Source organism: Streptomyces sp. NPDC049541 (assembly GCF_044465725.1).
In the GTDB taxonomy this organism is placed as follows: Bacteria; Actinomycetota; Actinomycetes; order Streptomycetales; family Streptomycetaceae; genus Streptomyces.
In genome coordinates this window covers 49,201-67,907 of the sequence record NZ_JBITLY010000009.1, presented here as the reverse complement: position 1 = coordinate 67,907, position 18,707 = coordinate 49,201, and the positions used below count along the sequence as shown (strand labels likewise).

Below are 18,707 nucleotides of genomic sequence, written 5' to 3'. Positions count from 1 at the left end.
TCCTCCACGGAATTTCCGTCGATCGGCCCCGGCCGTTGCGTGTACGGTTCCCGTATCGGCGTCGAAGCGTGGCGCCCGTACCCCGAACCGGCGGGACATCCGGACACACATGTATGTGGGGACTCTGTCCTTCGACCTGCTCCTCGGCGACGTCCACTCGCTCAAGGAGAAACGCTCTCTCGTCCGTCCGATAGTGGCCGAGCTCCAGCGCAAGTACGCGGTGAGCGTGGCGGAGACGGGCAACCAGAACCTCCATCGCCGGGCCGAGATCGGCCTCGCGATGGTTTCCGGGGACACGGGACACCTCTCCGACGTACTGGACCGCTGCGAGCGGCTGGTCGCCGGACGGCCCGAGGTGGAACTGCTCTCGGTTCGACGCAGGCTCCACAGCGACGAAGACTGAAGCAAGAAGTAAGCACTTAAGGAGACGGACCAGTGGCCGACAACGCGCGTGCCAAAAGGCTGGCGGACCTCATCCGAGAGGTGGTGGCCCAGAAGCTGCAGCGCGGGATCAAGGACCCGCGGCTCGGCTCGCACGTCACCATCACGGACACCCGGGTCACCGGGGACCTGAGGGAGGCGACCGTCTTCTACACGGTGTACGGGGACGACGAGGAGCGGGCGGCCGCGGCCGCCGGTCTGGAGAGCGCCAAGGGGGTCCTCCGCTCCGCCGTCGGCGCGGCGGCGGGCGTGAAGTTCACGCCCACGCTGACCTTCGTCGCGGACGCCCTGCCGGACACCGCCCGGACCATCGAGGACCTCCTCGACAAGGCCCGCCAGTCCGACCAGAAGGTGCGCGAGGTCTCGGCCGGCGCCACCTACGCCGGCGAGGCGGACCCGTACAAGAAGCCGGGTGAAGACGAGGACGACACCGCCGAATGACCCAGAAGAACCGGACGCCCGACGGGCTTGTCATCGTGGACAAGCCGTCGGGCTTCACCTCGCACGACGTGGTCGCCAAGATGCGCGGCATCGCCCGCACCCGCCGCGTCGGGCACGCAGGCACCCTCGACCCCATGGCGACGGGCGTGCTCGTCCTCGGCGTCGAGCGCGCCACCAAGCTGCTCGGTCACCTCGCGCTGACCGAGAAGGAGTACCTGGGCACGATCCGCCTCGGGCAGACGACCCTGACCGACGACGCAGAGGGCGAGATCACGGGGTCGGCAGACGCCTCGAAGGTCACCCGCGAGGCCGTCGACGCCGGGATCGCCAAGCTCACCGGCGACATCATGCAGGTCCCGTCCAAGGTCAGCGCCATCAAGATCGACGGTGTGCGCTCCTACAAGCGGGCGCGCGAGGGCGAGGAGTTCGAGATCCCGGCCCGCCCGGTCACCGTCTCGTCCTTCGCGGTGTACGACGTCCGGGACGCCGTCGCGGAGGACGGCACCCCGGTGCTGGACCTGGTGGTCTCCGTGGTCTGCTCCTCGGGCACCTACATCCGGGCCCTGGCCCGCGACCTGGGCGCCGGCTTGGGCGTCGGCGGCCACCTCACCGCGCTGCGCCGCACCCGCGTCGGCCCGTACAAGCTGGACGCGGCGAAGACGCTCGACGAGCTCCAGCAGGAGCTGACGGTGATGCCGATCGCAGAGGCGGCCACGGCCGCGTTCCCGCGCTGGGACGTGGACGCCAAGCGGGCCCGGCTGCTCACCAACGGCGTACGGCTGGAGATGCCCGAGGTGTACGCGGGCGGCGGACCGGTGGCCGTCTTCGACCCCGAGGGGCACTTCCTCGCGCTCGTCGAGGAACAGAAGGGCAAGGCGAAGAGCCTGGCCGTCTTCGGCTAGGCGCTGAGCGCTCCGCTGGTTGTGCCGCGATAGGTCGTTTGTTGGCTGCGGCGCCGTTGTGGCTGGTCGCGCCCCGCGGCGGAGCCGCAAATCGCTACAGCCCCGCGCCCCTAAAGGGGCGCTGCCGAACCGTTGCGTACTTTGCCCGTGGAGCGGCGGTCACGGGGTTGTGCCGCCGCTCCACGGTCCCCCCTCGGTTCCCCCACCCCTAGGGTGTATCCACCGATCCACGCCTGTTCACCCGTCCGGGCAGGCGCTCGGAGTGAACCGAGGGAGCGGAAGGGGGCGCGTTCGCCAAGTGATCTGTCCCGCTGATCATCGTGGCCCTAACGTCGCGCTGAGGGCACAGATGTACGGCGGGGAGGCTCGAACATGGCGGGACGGGGCCCGTGGACCGGGGGCGGACACCGGCCGGCGGAGGACACGCGAACGGGACACACCCCTGACGGGGAACAGGCCGCCCGGGACGCCGCCCTGGTCCGCATCCACGACCTCGCCGGCCGCCCCCGAGGCACCGGCTTCGTCGCCGACCACCACGGCACCGTCGTCACCAGCCACGAGGCCGTCGACGGCCTGCCCAGGCTGGTCCTGCACACCGCCGAGGACCGCACCTGCCTGGTGACCGCGGACGCGGTGACCCCGCTGCCCGATCTGGACCTGGCCCTCGTACGCACCGAGGGCCTCGGCGTCGAACCGCTGCCGGTCACGGTCCGGGACCGGGTCGAGACCGGCCGATACGTCCACCTCGCCGCCGGCTGCTGGCGCGAGGCGCGTGTGCTCGGCACGACCTCCGTGACGTATGCGGCGACGGACCGCTTCCATCTCCTCGACGAGGCACTGGAGTTGGCGATCGGCACGACCGGCCGGGACGCCCTGCGGCTGGGCGGCGGAGCGGCCGGCGGACCGGTCCTGGACGCCGAGACCGGCGCGGTCGTCGCCGTCCTCGGCACCGCACTGCACTCCGGTCACCGCGAGGTCGGCTTCGCGGTCCCGCTCCGTCCGGCACCGGGCGGCCCGCTCGGCGACCTGCTGGCCCGGAACGCGGCGACGGTGCCCGCGTACGGAGCCGACCTCAACCTGGCCGGGGTGCTGGAGCTGACGGCCACGTCGGTGGGCCAGGACGGCCCCCCGGGGACGCTGGAGGGCTGTGTCGGCCGGACGGGCGTCGAGCCGGTCGAACGAACCGACACGGCAAGGGAGTTGGCCGCATTCGTGCAGGGCCCGGCCACCGTCCTCGGCCTCGTCGGGCCACCCGGCAGCGGTCGTACGACGGAACTCGCGACCCTCGCCGCCCGCCGCAACCGCGGCCCCGAACCGGCCCCCACGCTGTGGCTGCGCGGCGCCGATCTGAAGGAGGACGACACCTCGGTCGCGGACGCGGCCACCCGGGCACTGGCCCGCGCCGCCCGCATCGTCGCGGCCGCGAAGTCCACCTGCGCCGCCGCCCTCGGCGACACCGGCCCGAACCGCCTCGCCCAGGCCGCCCGCACGGCGGACCGCCCCCTGCTCCTCCTCCTGGACGGCCCCGAGGAGATGCCGCCCGCCCTGACCCACCGCCTGGGGGAGTGGACCGAGGGAACGGCCGAGTGGCTGCGGGAGACGGGGACGCGCCTGATCGTGGCGTGCAGGGCGGAGTACTGGGAGACCTTCTCGGCCGGGCGGCATCTTTCAGCCCGTCCGGCGTTTGAGGACGAGGCCGTTCAGGCCGAAGAGGGGCTCCGGGAGCGCAGCCCCCGGGACGGGACGGGTAGGGGCGGCGGGGGCGACCTCCCCTGCGTACGCCTCGGCGACCTCACCGAGGACGAGGCCCGCAGAGCCCGCGCGCGCTACCGCATCCCCGAGGGCACCCTCGAAGCCCCCGACGCCCGCCACCCCCTCACCCTGCGCCTCCTCTCGGAGATCCACGCGGCCCTCCAGGACGCCCCCACCGCCCGCGTGGACCGCAACGACGTCCTCGCGGCCCACCTGGACCTGATGTGCCTGCGCATCGCCGTCAGACTGGCCGCCGAGAACGGCCTGCGCGGCACCGCCGTACGCCGCCTCGCCGCGAAGGTCTCCGGCCAGGTCCACGAGGCCGCCCGCCGCAGCCTCGGCCCGGGACAGGGCGAACTGGACCGGAAGACCTTCGAGGCGGTGTTCCCCTGGGGAGCGGCCCCCGCGCGGCTGGGCGGCGGCACCGGCTGGGCGTCCGCGGTCCTCACCGAGGGCCTGCTCGTCCCCGCCGGCACCGGCTACCGCTTCGCCCACGAGGAACTCGCCGACTGGCTCCAGGGCATGCACCTCGACCTCGACGAGGCCCTGCGCACCCTGGTCCACCACGGCCACACCCCTGACGGCGGCATCCGCGCCGTCCCCGTGCCGCACCACCGCATCGGCCCCGTCGTAGAGGCCCTGCTGCTCCTCGCCCGCCAGGAGGGGACCGCCCAACTCGCCGTACGGCTGGAGGAGTTGGCCAACGTCCTGGATGCGGACCCGCGCTCCTGGTGGCCCGCCCGCCTCCTCACCGAAACCCTGTTGCGCGTACCGGACGCCAGCCCGTACCTGGCGGTCCTGCGAAGGCTCGCCGACCGTCTCGTCGCGGCACGCCGTCACGAGTACGCCGACTCCCGCGAAACCGAGGACGATTCCCGTCCGGCACCCGCCGCCACGGGCCCCTTCGCCCCCGGATTCTGGACCGCCCTGCCGCTCCCGCTGACCGAACGCCTCGACCTGCTGCGCCATCTGCTCCTCGCCGACGGCCCGCCGCAGGACACCGGCCCCCGTTACCTGGACGCCGTCTCCCAACTCCTCGCCGACGACCCCACCGCCCTGCAACCCCTCCTCACCCGCTGGTTCGACGACGACCGCCCGCTCCCGGCGACCCCGCACGCCACCGTCGCCGAGGCCGCGCAGGCGCTGCTGCACACCCACCGGCACCTCGCTCTGGACGACCTGACCGAGGTGCTGGTCGAGAGCGCGCACCCGAGGGCGGACGAACTGCTCGCCGTACTCGCGGAGGACGAGCCGTCGACCGTCTGCCGGGCCGTCGACCGGTGGGCGCACGACGAGCGGCCCGCACGGCGAGTGGCGGCGGTCGCGTACGGCCTGCGCGCCGCGCCCCACGTCCGTACCGACGCCGACCGCGAACTCCTGCGCTACGCCGCCCTCGCCCTCCTCGCCCGCCCCGCCGACTGCACCCTGCACGGCGGCGCGCTCGCCCTTCTGGTACGCGATCCACGCACCCGTGCCCGCCATCTCCCGCAGGCGCTGCGACAGTTCGCCGACGGTGACCCGCACTTCCCGGCGAGCGCCCTGGTCGCCGCCCTGACCACACACCCGGAACCGGTCCTCGACGCCTTCCGTGAGCGGCTGCGCGGCCCGGACGCCGGGCACGCGCTGCGCACGCTCGCCGACGTCACCACGCCCCCGCTGGCCCGCAGGGTCGCCACGCTGGTGCGGGAGGCGGTGGAGCGACGCCCGGAGACCGCCGTCGACGTGGCCGCGTACGTCGACCGGCGGCTCGACCAGGGCCCGGAGGCCCGCGCCGTGCTCTTCCCCCTCGTCACCGGTCTGCTCGACGGCGGCCCGGAGGAGGTGCGGGCCGCGCTCGCCGCCGTACTCGCCGCTCCCGGCACCCCCGCCTCCCGCGTGCTGCGCCGCGAACTCCTCGACTTCCTCCTGACCCACGAACAGGCCCCCGCTGTCCTGGACAGCCTGCTGCACGCCGCGGCCCGGCACCCCGGCGACGACGCGCGTGAGCTGGTGCACCGCACCGGGCTGCTCCTGGTCCGCACCCCGGACGGCGCGGCCCGTCTGGACCGCGGCCTGGTCGACCTCGCCCGCCAGCTCCCCGGCTTCGCCGCCCGCATGACCGGCTGGCTGACCGAGACCCCGCAGATCTGGTCGGCGATGGTGGGCCCGAGCACTCGCAGAATGATCGAAAACCTGGCAGGTGTCCGGGTCGGCGCGTAGTCCGCTGCGGTTCGGCCGCGCCCCAAAGGGGCGCGGGGCTGTATTGATATGCGGCTCCGCCGCGGGGCGCGACCAGCCACGACGGCGCTACAGCCGAACGACGGCCCGTCTTGGCACACTCGCGGAGCGCTAGGCCGATGCGGGCCGGAAGGCCCGGGCATGGCACCCTTAGACCTGCGTAAGAGGTCGGTAGACACGGACACGGGTTCGAGGAGCGGTCACAGTGCAGCGCTGGCGTGGCTTGGAGGACATCCCCGAGGACTGGGGACGCAGCGTCGTCACCATCGGCTCCTACGACGGAGTCCACCGCGGCCACCAGCTGATCATCCGGCATGCCGTGGACCGCGCCCGCGAGCTCGGTCTCCCCTCCGTGGTCGTCACCTTCGACCCGCACCCCAGCGAGGTCGTCCGCCCCGGCAGCCACCCGCCGCTGCTGGCCCCGCACCACCGCCGCGCCGAACTCATGGCGGACCTCGGCGTGGACGCGGTGCTGATCCTCCCCTTCACCACCGAGTTCTCGAAGCTGTCGCCGGCCGACTTCGTCGTCAAGGTCCTGGTCGACAAGCTGCACGCCAAGGCGGTCGTCGAGGGCCCGAACTTCCGCTTCGGCCACAAGGCCGCCGGGAACGTCGAGTTCCTCACCGAGCAGGGCAAGGTCTACGACTTCGAGGTCGAGGTCGTCGACCTGTATGTGCGCGGTGAGGCGGGCGGCGGCGAGCCGTTCTCTTCCACCCTCACCCGGCGCCTGGTCGCCGAGGGGGACGTCGAGGGCGCCGCCGAGATCCTGGGCCGCCCGCACCGCGTCGAGGGCGTCGTCGTACGGGGTGCGCAGCGCGGCCGTGAGCTGGGCTTCCCGACCGCCAACGTCGAGACGCTGCCGCACACCGCGATCCCCGCCGACGGCGTCTACGCCGGCTGGCTGCACGTGGCGGGCGAGGCGATGCCGGCCGCGATCTCCGTCGGCACGAACCCGCAGTTCGACGGCACCGAGCGCACGGTGGAGGCGTACGCCATCGACCGCGTGGGCCTCGACCTGTACGGCCTGCACGTGGCCGTGGACTTCCTGGCCTACGTCCGCGGCCAGGCGAAGTTCGACTCCCTGGAGGCCCTGCTGGAGCAGATGGCCGAGGACGTCAAGCGGTGCCGCGCACTGGTGACGGCCGCCGACTAGCCGAACCGGAAAGCGCTTCTACGACGACGAAGGGCGGCCGGTGCTCTCGGGCACCGGCCGCCCTTCGTCGTCGCCGTACTGCTACTGCTGGGTCCAGCCGGGCGGCATGGCGCCCGGCTGCGGCGGCTGCGCCTGCTGCGGGTCCTGGGGCGGCTGCTGCTGCCAGCCCTGGCCCGGAGCCGGCTGCTGCGGGGGCTGCCCCCAGCCCTGCCCCGGCTGCGGGGCGCCGCCCTGGCCGTAGAGCTGCTGCTGGGGATCCTGCGGCGGGGGCGCGTACCCCTGCTGGGGCTGCTGCGGGTACTGCATGTTCGGGTTGCCGAAGCCCTGCTGGGTACGGGCGAAGTCCTCGGCGATGAGGGCCGCGAGATCGAAGTAGGCCTCGCGGGTCTTGGGCCGCATCATCTCGAGGTCCACCTCGGCGCCCGCCGCGAGATGCTCGTCGAAGGGGATCACGACGACGCCGCGGCAGCGGGTCTCGAAGTGCGCGACGATGTCCTCCACCTTGATCATCTTGCCCGTCTCGCGGACACCGGAGATCACGGTGACCGACCGCTGCACGAGATCGGCGAAGCCGTTCGCCGACAGCCAGTCGAGCGTGGTCGAGGCACTGCTCGCACCGTCCACCGAGGGGGTGGAGATGATGATCAACTGGTCGGCGAGGTCCAGAACCCCGCGCATCGCGCTGTAGAGCAGACCGGTGCCCGAGTCGGTGAGGATGATCGGGTACTGCCGGCCCAGCACGTCGAGCGCACTGCGGTAGTCCTGGTCGTTGAAGGTGGTGGAGACCGCCGGGTCCACGTCGTTGGCGATGATCTCGAGGCCCGAGGGCGCCTGCGAGGTGAAGCGGCGGATGTCCATGTAGCTGTGCAGCTGCGGGATCGCCTGGACGAGGTCACGGATGGTCGCGCCCGTCTCGCGCCGGACCCGTCGGCCGAGCGTGCCGGCGTCCGGGTTGGCGTCGATCGCCAGGATCTTGTCCTGGCGCTCGGTGGCGAGGGTGGCGCCGAGCGACATGGTCGTCGTGGTCTTGCCGACGCCGCCCTTGAGGCTGATCACCGCGATCCGGTAGCAGGACATCACCGGCGTACGGATCAGACCCAGCTTCCGCTCCCGCTCCGCCGCCTCCTTCTTGGCGCCGAGCTTGAAGCGCGAGGGGGCCTGGTTGTTCTTGCGGGCCTTCGGCTGGTTGCGCAGCAGCCGGTCGGAGGAGAGCTCCACGGCGGCGTTGTAGCCGAGCGGGGTGCCCGGCGCGGCTTGCTGCGGCGGGGGCGCACCCGGTCCGGCCTGCGGGCCGGGCGGGGCGGACCAGCCCTGGTTGCCGTACGCACCGGGTTGCTGCTGCAGGGGCGGCTGCGGCTGCGGCACCTGCTGCGGGGGCTGGGGCTGCGCCGGAGGCTGCTGCTGCGGATAGCCGTAACCCGGCTGCTGGGGCGGGTAGCCGTAACCGGCCTGCTCGGGCTGCTGCGGATAGCCGTAACCCGGGGGCTGCGGCTGGGCCTGCGGCGGTGCGGGCTGCGGCTGGGCGGCCTGGGGCGGCTGCTGCTGCGGGTAGCCGTATCCGGCGGCCTGCGGCTGGGGCTGTCCCGGCTGGGCGGCCTGGCGCGGGTCGGCCGGTGCGGGCTGTCCGCCCTGCGCCGGGTATCCGGGCTGCGGCTGGGCCGGCCCGAACGTGCCCTGCGGCGGCGTCTGGTGGGCCGGCTGCCCCGGCTGCGGCTGGGCAGGGACCTGGCCGGGCTGCTGCGGGTAGCCGTAACCGCCCGCGGCCTGCGGGTCGGGCTGCGGGACCGCCTGGCCGGGGTGTGCGGGTGCGAAGCCCTGCGGCAGCGGGGGAAGTCCCGGGGCGGCCTGGGGCGGGGTCGGGGCCTGCGCGGTGGGCTGCGGCTGCGGCTGGGCGACGGGCGGGGGCGGGGGAGCGGCGGGCGCCGCCTCGGCCTCCGGTTCTGCTTCCGCCGTGACCGGCGCGGGGGAGTCCGCCTCGGGCGCCGGCTCGTCGGCACCGTCCGCGGACGTGGCGGTGTCACCCTGCTCCGGCTCGTCGCCGTGCGGCTCCCCCGACTCGACGTCTTCGTCGTCACCGCCGAACAGGCGCGCCGCCTCGGCGTCGGCGGCCGCATGGTTGAGCTCGGCCTCCGGCTGCTCGGGGGCGGCCGCCGCCGGGGTGGCGGGCTGCGCGTCCTCGTCGACCGGCTGCAGCACGGGGAAGCCGGGCGCGGCGACCGGCGGCGCGGCAGGCGCCTGCTGCTGGGGCGCCGCGGGCGGCGGGGTGGGCGTCGGCTGCTGGGGCGCGGCGGGGGGCGCGGCCGGCGGTTGTTGCTGCGGTGCCGCGAAACCACCGGACGTGTCCTGGCCGGGCTGTGGCGGGGCGACCGCGCCCGTCTGCTGGGGGTAGCCGTACCCACCGGGCGTCGCCGGCGGGGCGGTGGCCGGCGCGGGCTGCTGCGGCGGGAATCCGTAGCCGCCCGTGCCCTGGGCCGGAGCGGGCTGCGTGGGCTGCGACGGCGGTGCGGGCTGCTGCGGTGCGGTCTGGGCGGGCTGCTGCGCAGGTGCGGGGGCGGGTGGCGCGGGACGCTGCGGTGTGACGCCCGGGGGTCCCGTGGGTGCTCCGATGGGCGGCCCGCTCGGCGGCGGCGGCGATTGCCGCCCGCCGTCCTGCTGACCGCCGGACGAGGAGCCACCCTGCGTGCTCTGGGCGTACCAGGCGGGCGGCTCGTAGACGATCTCGAACTCACCCGTGAGGTCCACCTCGTGATCGTCCCCGTCCGAGGAAGGGCTGCCGCCGTTGTACTCGGACCGATCCCTGTTCACTGCTTGCCTCCTGGTCAGCCACTGCTGCTGAGCTGGTCGTCGTCGCGGCCGGGCGGACCGAGTGGCGAGTCCCACGCGACTGCGATCGTCACCGCACCACCAGAAGCCTAATCACTCACATGGCGGGACGGAAAAGCCCCCATGGGTGCGAACTCAACAGCCTCACGGGTGCGGCCGGTTCGCACCGTTCGCACCCTCCCCCCCCCGGTGACGGCGACGCGTCAGTCCATCCGTCGGGCCACGCCGAGCAGGCCCGTCTCCGCATCGGTGGGTTCGGTCATCACGAACTTGTGGTGCTTGCGGGTGCACCACAGGGCGGCAGCCTCGTGCAGCGCCGGCAGGTGCTGCAGATGCTCGTTCGGCACGCCCAGGGTGTCGCGTACGACCTCGATCTCCTGCGGCGAGATCTGCTGGATGCCGACCAGCTGCGCCTGGGCCAGCCAACGCGGCGCGTGCTCGCTGACGTACGGCAGGACCGTCACCACGGCCTGCCACGGCACCGAGGTCACCCGCCCCCGCGGCGGGCGCACACCGCAGTCCCGGATCAGCACCACCGGACTCGACACCGACGGCCCCTGCGCGGGCACCCGGCCCACCGGATAGACCGTCACGCACTGCTGGCCGCCGCCCGCCGCCTGCGCCAACTGCTGCCAGACCTGCGGACGTCCGGTCTCGACGCCCACGCGCGCGCCCGTCGCCGCGGCACGCAGCGCCAGCACCTGGGCGAGCCACAGACCACCCACGAGGACGACGTCGAAGGCGGTCGGCCGGGACAGACCCAGCACCGCCGGCTGCGAGTCCGGATCGGTGCCGATGAGCACACCGTCGTCACCGATGGGCATGCTGATCGCCGCGAGTTCGTCGGCGGTGACGACATGGCGGTTGCGGCGCGGGCCGCGCAGCCCGAACCCCGGGCTGACGATGCGCCGTTGCTGCTGCGGGGTCTCCGGCTGCCGGATGATCGGGATCATGCCGGTGTCGGTCGGCGAGGCCACATGGGCCGGCGTCGTACGGCCGGGGGTGCGGCCCTGCTGTCCCGGGGGCATGGTCTGCGGGGGGTAGGACATCAGTAGGTACCTCCGAGCGGCAGGGTGGCGAGTGCTCCGGGGACCTGTTCCCGGTCGAGACGGACCAGACCGGCCTTCGCGGCACTGGCGGCCCGTTCCAACTCCCGTCCCACCTGGCCGAGTTCGCTGTCACCGCGGGCGGTGACCCGGATGTGCCCGGTGAGCGAGACACCACGGTTGCCGGCCTTGCTGAGGGTCATGCTGAACGTCGTGGCGAGCACCGGCAGCGAGGTCAGCCGCGTGACCAGCTCGGGCAGCGCCACACCGCCGTTGCCCAACTGCGGCCAGCGGGAGACCCAGTACGTCGCGTGGTACCGGTCGTCGACCCGCCAGGACTTCACCGCCTCGACGGTACGACGCTGGGGCGCCCGTCCCTCCTGGCCGTGCTGCGCGTTGGCGCGCGGGTTCAGGCAACTGGACGTCGCCAGCGCCTGCACCAGCTCGTTCTCGTCGAGGATGGTCGCCTTGAAACCGGCGCCGGCCAGCCGGCTGGACAGCTGGTCCGCCACCCGCAGCAGCGCCTTCTGCGCCCCGGGGACACCGTCCCCGCGCGCCTGCACCGCCTCCGGGCACAGCTCCGGGTCCAGCTTGAGGGCGACCCAGGTCAGCCGCAGCGCGGGCGAACCGACCTGCGCCTGCAGGGGGCCGTACGAGCGCGCGGCGAGCGACTGCGCGGGCAGATGCGGCGCGGGCGCCGGCTGGGTGTGCTGCACGACCTGTGCGGAGGCGAGCCGGATGCCGTCGACCTCCAGGGCGTCCTGGACCAGCCGCAGCGGCAGCTGACGGTGGGCGGCGGCGGGCCGCAGCGGCTCATCTGCCGGCTGCACGAAGAGGACGGCGGTCAGGAAGGTCCCGTCGCCGATCATGCCGATCGCCCGGTTGTCACGCGACACGAAGTTGTACGTCCGCAGGGCCGGGTCGCACTCCACGACCGGCGCGAGCATCGCATCGGTGCCGGGCGGGACGGGCAGCTTGGCGTCGCGCCGGCGCTGCCGCATCGCGCGCGTCGTCTCGTACCACTCGGGCAACGGCCGGTGTCCCCGGCGCAGCACCGCCAGCAGGAGCAGCAGCACCGCCACGGCACCGGCCGGGGCCAGCAACCAGGAGGTGTCGGCGGCCCAGGCGGCCAGCATGACCGCGGCCGCGAGCTCCACCAGGATCAGCTGCTGCAGGCGCACCGGGCCCAGACCGCCGGGGCGGGGCAGCGTGCGCGGCGACGCGGCGGCGGGGGCGGCAGGAGGGGCGGGGGTACGACGTCTGTCGCCGGGCCCTCCCTGTTGCTGCGGTGCGCGGCGACCGCGCCGAGTGCTCGTAGCGCTGCTCATCCCCCGGGACATCCCTTTCGAGAACTATGTGGCCGCTCACGGGGCCATCACTGGTCCATGAACTGGGCCATGACTGGGCCCACAACATCCGTGTGGGCGGCTCACGGTACCCGCTGCGAAAGACCAGGCGACACACGGGACACCGAAACCCCAGGTGGCCAGCCTTTCACGGACCGGGCCCGCATGGTGAAGCGCTGTGGTGAAGCTCTGTGAAGATGCGGGGGCGGCCCAACACCTGGTGAACCGGCGTCCGGTGGCGCAGGGCATAGTAGGTGCCTGCGCGGCCGAGCAGGTGCCCGCGCGGTCGAAGCTGCCTTGCGAACGCGATCCGGCGGCACAGGCGCGATCGAGCGGTATCGGGCAGCACAGTCACGATCGAGCAGTACAAAAACGGGAGAAACGGGGACCATGGCAAAGCGTCAGGACGAGCTCGCCGCCTACAACTTCGCTCGCAAGCGCACCGTCGCGGCGTTCCTGGCACCGTCGCCGGGCGGCTCGGAGGAAGGCGCACCGCGTCCCATGCGCACGGTGACGCCCAGCCTGGCGCTCGGCGTCGTCCTGGTGATCGGCTTCATCGCCTACGGCGTGATCAAGCCGGCCGCACCGGCGGGCTGGGACAAGCCCGGCGAGTACATCATCGTCGACAGCGACTCCACGACCCGTTACGTCGTCATCAACGACAAGACGCCGAACGGCAAGGAGGTCGCGACGCTGCACCCGGTCCTCAACTACGCCTCCGCCAAGCTCCTCCTCGACAAGGGCAAGGGCAGCGTCCTCGAGGTCTCCGGCAGCGAGATCGACAAGAGCAACCTCCCGCACGGCGCGACCATCGGCATCCCGTACGCCCCGGACCGGCTGCCCTCCAAGGACGACGCGGAGAAGGCGAAGACGTGGGCCGTGTGCGAGCGTCCGGCGCCGGGAGGCTCGGCCGACTCCATCGACCGTGCCGTCTTCGTCCTCAACGCCGACGACGCCAAGACGCTGGACAACTCCGGCAAGGTCGACTCCGGTGAGGCGCTGTACGTCAAGGACAGCAAGACCGGTGCGCGCTACCTGATCGACCGCGGCGGCAACCGCTTCCTGCTGGGTGGACCGGCTTTCGACAAGACGACCATGGCGCAGCTGCTCTCGGCCGTCATCGGCACGTCCGCCGAGCCGCAGCCGGTGAGCCAGGAGTGGCTGGCCACCTTCAACGACGGCGGGTCCATCACCTTCCCGACCGTCCCGGGCGCGGGCGGGACGACCACGGCCAAGGGCCTGCCGTCCGGGGCGACCACGGTGGGCCAGGTACTGGAGTCGGAGGACGCGCAGGGCAAGCAGTACTACGTGGTCCTCCAGGACAAGGTCGCCTCCGTCACTCCGTTCGTCGCGGAGTTGCTCAAGCAGTCACCCCAGGCCCAGGCGACCGGGACCGCCAAAGTCCCCCAGAACGTCATCATCGCGGCCAACGGCGGCGCGCCGGACAAGTTCTACGGGGACAAGGGCTGGCCGGAGAACGTCCCGCACCAGGCCAACCCCGCGTCCACGGCGAACGGCCAGGCCCGCACCACCTCGTGCAGTGTCTACGACGGCACCTTCGGCGCCGACAAGAAGCCGCAGCTCGCCGCCTGGGCCGGAACGGCGTACCCCAAGAAGGTCGTCTCCGGTTCGGTGAGCGCCTACGTCTCCTCCGGCTCGGGCCTGCTCTTCAAGGAGCTCACGGGTGTCGCGGGCGGCGGCGGTGCGCAGTACCTGCTGACGGACACGGGTCTGCGCTATTCGCTGCCGTCGAACAACGACAGTGCGGCGAAGGGCAAGGTCGCCGGTTCGTCTTCCTCCGGCTCCGACGGGTCGTCGCAGAACGCGAGCGAGACGGACAAGGCCCGCACGCGACTCGGCTACGAGGACATCACCAACCCCGCGCTGGTTCCGCAGACTTGGGCGGAGTTCATCCCCAAGGGCCCGACGCTGGACACGGGCAGCGCGTCGCAGGAACAGAGCCAGTGACGTGCAACTGCCGTAGTTGGGTGAGCGGTTGCAGTCGACATCTGTCAACAGCCGTGCGAGCGCAGGCACTTGAGTGCACCGGCGTTGTTGATCACAAGATGATCGCCCAAGTGTGTGAGCCGTGTAACTGATTGGTCTTGCCTGTGGATGTGAGACAGGCTGACGATAGAGTGTTTGCAGCGCTCAACGGTGCGAAGCTTCTCCGGGCACCACCTAGGTTTCCCGGATCAGTCAACATGAACGACGACATGGGGGAAGGTCATCATGGCCGGCCAGTTCCGGGTAACAGAGGACGAACTCACCAAGCTCTCCGGTGACATCAGCACTGTCAACGGCCAGCTGCAGGGCGAGATCCGCCGTCTGAACGGCGTCATCGAGCAGATCGCCGGCGGCTGGAAGGGCCAGGCGGCCACGTCCTACCACCAGCTGCAGGAGCGCTGGAACCAGGACGCGAAGAAGATGAGCGACATCCTCAACGACATCAAGGAAGCCGTGGACTCCACGCGGAGCAACTACTCCGCGTCGGAAGAGCAGCAGAACTCCGAGATCAGCAAGATCATGTCGGACTTCGGCTGAGCCGTACCCGGCTCCGACCGATCCACCGGGCCCGTGGGGCCCACTGATCCTGATCGATCCCGAACGACTTCCTAACGACTCTTCCTGAAAGGGAATGACGATGTCGATCCTCGTCAATTACGCAACCATCACCAACGCCTCCACGGACGTGCGTACCACCGCCGGCCGCATCAAGCAGCAGCTCGACGACCTGGAGGCCGCGGTCAAGCGCGTCGCCGCCACCTGGGAAGGCGAGGCGCAGGAGGGCTACCAGCGCAAGCAGACCGAGTGGGACAAGACGGCCCAGGATCTGCACAACACCCTCCTGAAGATCTCCACGGCGCTGCAGAGCGCCGCCGAGAACTACCAGGCCACGGAGAAGAGCAACGCCGCATCCTGGGGCTGAGCCGTCGGCGACCCGAGGCAGCTGAGGGACCTGAGGGACCTGAGATGAAGAGAATCGGCCCAGCCGACGCCACGGTGTCGGCTGGGCCGTCCTCTGCTTCGGGACCGCACACAGCAAATCCAGTAATTCTTCACACTCGTCATCTCCGCACTCGTCATCCGTCTCCACACTCGTCATCAACTCCGCACTCGTCATCGGGACGTCCGGCATCGGTACGTCAGGAAGCCCTGGGGGCCTGAACATGAGGGGCCTGAACGTGGAGGGCCGCAGAGCCCGTTCGCGTAGCCGCAACGACCGCCACGACCGCAACCGTGGAACCCGCGCACTGCAGCGGGTCTTCGGCGTGCTTGCGGTGACCGGGTTGTGCGTGGTGTCGGCACCGCCGGCCTTCGCTTCCGACGGCCCTGCCTCCGGCGGCGCGAAGTTCGGCCTGGCGGCGAGCACGGAATGCGTCTTCGGCGGCAACGTCATCAAGTCCACCCCCTGGTCCCTCCAGCGGATCCTGCTGGACCAGATGTGGGGGCAGGCGACGGGCAAGGGCGTGACGGTCGCGGTGATCGACACGGGCGTGGACAGCTCGAACCCGCAGCTTCGCGATGCCATGGCCGGCGCCGGCAAGACCTATGTCGACGGCCCCGCCAACAAGGACATCGAGGGCCACGGCACCCGGGTGGCGGGCATCATCGCCGCCCGCCCGATCGACGGCACCGGCTTCGAGGGCATCGCGCCGGACGCCAAGATCGTCTCCTACCGCTACACGGGCGGCGAGAACAAACAGGGCAACTCGAAGACCATGGCCCAGGCGATCCATGACGCGTCCGTCTCGGGCGCGAAGATCATCAACATCTCCTCGGACACCGCGGACAAGCAGGACAACCAGCTGCTCAGGGACAGCGTGGCGGCGGCCGTGAAGCGGGGCGCCCTGATCGTGGCGGCCGCCGGCAACGACGGAGCCGACGGCAAGTCAGCGAACACCTATCCCGCGTCGTACCCGGGCGTCCTGGCGGTGGCGGCCTCCGACCGCAACGACGAACGCGCCTACTTCTCACAGGCGGGCGACTTCGTGGACGTCGCGGCACCGGGCGTCGACATGGTCTCGACGGTCCCCAAGAAGGGCCAGTGCACAGCCGACGGCACAAGCTTCGCGGCGCCATATGTCGCGGGCGTCGCAGCCCTCCTGAAGCAGAAGCACCCGGGCTGGACGGCGGACCAGATCGCCACCCGGATCGAGGAAACGGCCCAACGCCCGGGGCGTGGCCCCAACCGCTACATCGGCTGGGGCGTCATCGACCCGGTAGCGGCGTTGTCGGACGACTCGAAACCAGCCTCCTCCCCGACCCCCGATCCGGCAGTGAAGGCCGGCTCCGGCGGGGTCGTACCCATGGCGGTGACCATGGGCGAAAGCGAGGCGGAACGAGAGCGCCGGACAGCCATTTATGTGGTGGGCGCGGGGCTCGCGGCGGTGTTGGTTATTGCGGGGAGCGGGGTGGCTGTGCGGGACTGGCGGAGTCGGCGGGTTGGAGGGGCTGGGCGGGTCGGGTAGGCGGCCTCGCCGGCCGAATCGGCCGATGTGGGCGATGACTTGGGCACCGAGAGGTGCTGACAACTTGAAGTACAGGGGAGAGGACAACGGGGTATGAGCGACGGGATGCGGGTTGATCTGAGCGCGCTGGATGAGGTCATCCGTAGGCTCTGGAGGTTGCTGGACGATATGGAGAAGGCCGGCACCACGTCGAAGTACGAGACGGAAATCCCGTTCGACGCCTTCGGCCAGAGCTGCTACTTCGCAGAGGCCGCGGACCTGCACGGGGCTCACGGCGATATGAAGGCGAAGATCGAGAAAATCATCAAGCAGCTCCACGAGTTGATCGACGACTTCAGTACGAAGACCTCGCAGGTCCGGGACAAGTACAACGACAAGGAACACGAGATCAAGACGAGCGTGGGGGGCGACTCGGGCGGCTCCACGAACAATCAGTTGGCGCAGTAGCCGTTCCGGAAAAGCACTGACGAGGGGAGTGTGGGCCATGGCCGATGCGGCAGGGGACTACAGGGACAGCCAGAAGTACGCGGAAAACCAAGAAAGGGAAAGGAAGGCAGAGCACCAGAAGGAACATGACCGCCTCATCGAGTCCGACAAGGTCGCACACAATGGACAGGGTGGTCGTCCCACAGGGCTCAAGACGGACTTCATCTCCTACTCGATCAACGGCTTGCGCTCGATGATCCTGGATTCCCAACCTGGCAAGATTGCCGAGGCTGGGAGCCACTGGAAGAACGTCCACAACATCCTGTCCGGTGGCGATGGCGATGGCAAGACCGGCGGTGTGGACCAGGTTTCGGCGAAGGACAGCGTTGCGGGCATGCTGCAGAGTGCTGTCGACAACGTCCTGCAGCACTGGGAAGGCCAAGCAGCTGAAGCTTTTCGAAAGAAGGCCGCCGACATCGGAGTCCAGCTTCGGAATGGTGCTGCGCACGCCAACTTCACGGCTGAGCAGCTCTTCGCGGTCAGTAAGGATCTCGATGCTTCCAAGGCCAAAATGGAGGACATCAAGGAACCCTCGTTGGCCGAGCGCGCGAGCGACAAGCTGAACGACGATGGCCGGGATGACTCCCAGATGAAGAAAGACCTGGCTGCAGGCGTCAGGGCCGATACGGTCGCCAAGGCGGATGAGAAGAACTTGTCGCTCCAGATGGAGCGGAGGCTGCAAGCCGTGGCGGTTATGGAGGACCTGGCGGCCAATTACCAGGTCTATACGAAAAACCTCAACAGTGCTGGGGCAATTAACCACAGAGAGGGTGTCAACCCTCCAGAAAACAATGTGACGATGCCTCCTCCGGTCACAGTACCGAGTGGTTCCGCGGGGGGACCGAGCGCAGGACGTGCGGCAAACAAGCCGTGGAGCGCTGGTTCGACAAGCAGCATCAAGCCGGCCCCTACGGTGCCGCGTGACCCGGGCATTACGGGAGGCGCGCAGCTTCCGACGGCCAGCTCGCAGCTTCCGACGGCTAAGACAAATGTGGACAGCATCTCTCCTGGCCTCTCTGGGACTGGTTCCGGCACGGGCGTTGGCGAAGCTGGCGTCGGTGGTGGCGGCGGCCTCGGTATCGGTGGAGCACGGGGCGCAGGTCTTGGGGTGCCTGGCGGAGCTGCTGGCCTTGCGGAGGGGTCTGCTGGCGGACTCGGTGCCCTAGCTGGTCGCGGTGGTTTGGCTGGCGGCGCGGCAGCGGGCCGTGGTGCTGGAGGGCGAGCCGGTATGGGCGGCATGGGTGGCGGAGGCCTCGGTGCAGCTGGTCGAGGTGGTGCCAGCGCTGGAGGTCGTGGGGCCCTCGCAAGGGCCCGTGGCGGTGTGGTCGGTGCGGCCAAGGGGGTCGGCAAGGGCGCCGGCGGCGGAGCAGGCTTGCACGGCAGCCGGGGTGGAACCCAGGCCGGTGCAGCTGGAGCAGGCGGCAAGGACCGCCGTAAGAAGGAGAACAGCCAGGGCGACCGCCCCGACTACTTGGTCGAGGATGAAGAGACCTGGATCTCGGAAGAGGACCGCAACCGGAACGTTCCGCGGACCATCGAGTAAGCATACAAGCGGACTGGACGAAAAGCCGTCGTCTGCCCATGTATAGGCTGGCACCCCAGCCGTAGCTGTGAGTGAGGAGCAAGGA

Annotated in this window: 14 protein-coding genes; 11 read left to right on the top strand and 3 right to left on the bottom strand. The window is 71.0% G+C overall.

Features of this window, described 5'->3' with window-relative positions:
* Positions 1–109: 109 nt before the first annotated feature.
* From ACIBW9_RS30290 to ACIBW9_RS30270, 5 genes are all read left to right on the top strand, one after another.
* A complete protein-coding gene (locus ACIBW9_RS30290; protein WP_030944944.1) occupies positions 110–403 on the top strand; it encodes a DUF503 domain-containing protein in 294 nt (97 codons plus the stop codon).
* 32 nt (positions 404–435) lie between these two features.
* Entirely contained in the window at positions 436–882 is a 447-nt protein-coding gene (gene rbfA / locus ACIBW9_RS30285; RefSeq protein ID WP_351480218.1) for a 30S ribosome-binding factor RbfA, read from the top strand.
* The gene (gene truB / locus ACIBW9_RS30280) at positions 879–1,784 is read left to right on the top strand and encodes a tRNA pseudouridine(55) synthase TruB (RefSeq protein WP_398960224.1); all 906 of its coding nucleotides are present in this window, start codon (positions 879–881) and stop codon (positions 1,782–1,784) included. Before rbfA ends, truB begins: the two co-directional genes overlap by 4 nt.
* Before the next feature lie 372 nt (positions 1,785–2,156).
* Positions 2,157–5,735, top strand: coding sequence for a trypsin-like peptidase domain-containing protein (locus ACIBW9_RS30275; protein WP_398960223.1), 3,579 nt, complete (start codon positions 2,157–2,159; stop codon positions 5,733–5,735).
* A 223-nt stretch (positions 5,736–5,958) separates the two neighbouring features.
* The gene (locus ACIBW9_RS30270; protein ID WP_398960222.1) at positions 5,959–6,906 is read left to right on the top strand and encodes a bifunctional riboflavin kinase/FAD synthetase; all 948 of its coding nucleotides are present in this window, start codon (positions 5,959–5,961) and stop codon (positions 6,904–6,906) included.
* An 81-nt stretch (positions 6,907–6,987) separates the two neighbouring features.
* Here the strand turns inward: ACIBW9_RS30270 and ACIBW9_RS30265 are convergent, their stop codons facing one another.
* The 3 genes from ACIBW9_RS30265 to eccE all read right to left on the bottom strand — a co-directional run bounded on the left by ACIBW9_RS30265 (position 6,988) and on the right by eccE (position 12,103).
* The gene (locus tag ACIBW9_RS30265) at positions 6,988–9,711 is read right to left on the bottom strand and encodes an SCO5717 family growth-regulating ATPase (protein ID WP_398960221.1); all 2,724 of its coding nucleotides are present in this window, start codon (positions 9,709–9,711) and stop codon (positions 6,988–6,990) included.
* 221 nt (positions 9,712–9,932) lie between these two features.
* Positions 9,933–10,778 (bottom strand): hypothetical protein, encoded by an 846-nt coding sequence (locus ACIBW9_RS30260; protein ID WP_398960220.1) that lies wholly within the window; start codon positions 10,776–10,778, stop codon positions 9,933–9,935.
* Positions 10,778–12,103 carry a type VII secretion protein EccE gene (eccE, locus tag ACIBW9_RS30255; protein WP_398960219.1) on the bottom strand — a complete coding sequence of 442 codons (1,326 nt, stop codon included), beginning with the start codon at positions 12,101–12,103 and terminating at the stop codon, positions 10,778–10,780. Before eccE ends, ACIBW9_RS30260 begins: the two co-directional genes overlap by 1 nt.
* Positions 12,104–12,511: 408 nt before the next feature.
* Here eccE and eccB point away from each other — a divergent pair, with 408 nt between their 5' ends.
* From eccB to ACIBW9_RS30225, 6 genes are all read left to right on the top strand, one after another.
* The gene (eccB, locus tag ACIBW9_RS30250; RefSeq protein WP_398960218.1) at positions 12,512–14,089 is read left to right on the top strand and encodes a type VII secretion protein EccB; all 1,578 of its coding nucleotides are present in this window, start codon (positions 12,512–12,514) and stop codon (positions 14,087–14,089) included.
* A 264-nt stretch (positions 14,090–14,353) separates the two neighbouring features.
* Positions 14,354–14,665, top strand: coding sequence for a WXG100 family type VII secretion target (locus ACIBW9_RS30245; protein WP_115905532.1), 312 nt, complete (start codon positions 14,354–14,356; stop codon positions 14,663–14,665).
* Positions 14,666–14,759: 94 nt separating this feature from the next.
* Complete coding sequence (locus ACIBW9_RS30240; protein ID WP_398960217.1) at positions 14,760–15,050, top strand: WXG100 family type VII secretion target; 291 nt, start codon at positions 14,760–14,762, stop codon at positions 15,048–15,050.
* Positions 15,051–15,291: 241 nt separating this feature from the next.
* Positions 15,292–16,593, top strand: coding sequence for a type VII secretion-associated serine protease mycosin (gene mycP, locus ACIBW9_RS30235; protein ID WP_398960216.1), 1,302 nt, complete (start codon positions 15,292–15,294; stop codon positions 16,591–16,593).
* A gap of 93 nt (positions 16,594–16,686) precedes the next feature.
* Positions 16,687–17,040: a hypothetical protein gene (locus ACIBW9_RS30230; RefSeq protein ID WP_398960215.1), complete on the top strand. Its 354-nt coding sequence runs from the start codon at positions 16,687–16,689 to the stop codon at positions 17,038–17,040.
* Positions 17,041–17,077: 37 nt separating this feature from the next.
* Positions 17,078–18,622, top strand: coding sequence for a hypothetical protein (locus ACIBW9_RS30225; protein WP_398960214.1), 1,545 nt, complete (start codon positions 17,078–17,080; stop codon positions 18,620–18,622).
* Positions 18,623–18,707 lie beyond the last annotated feature (85 nt).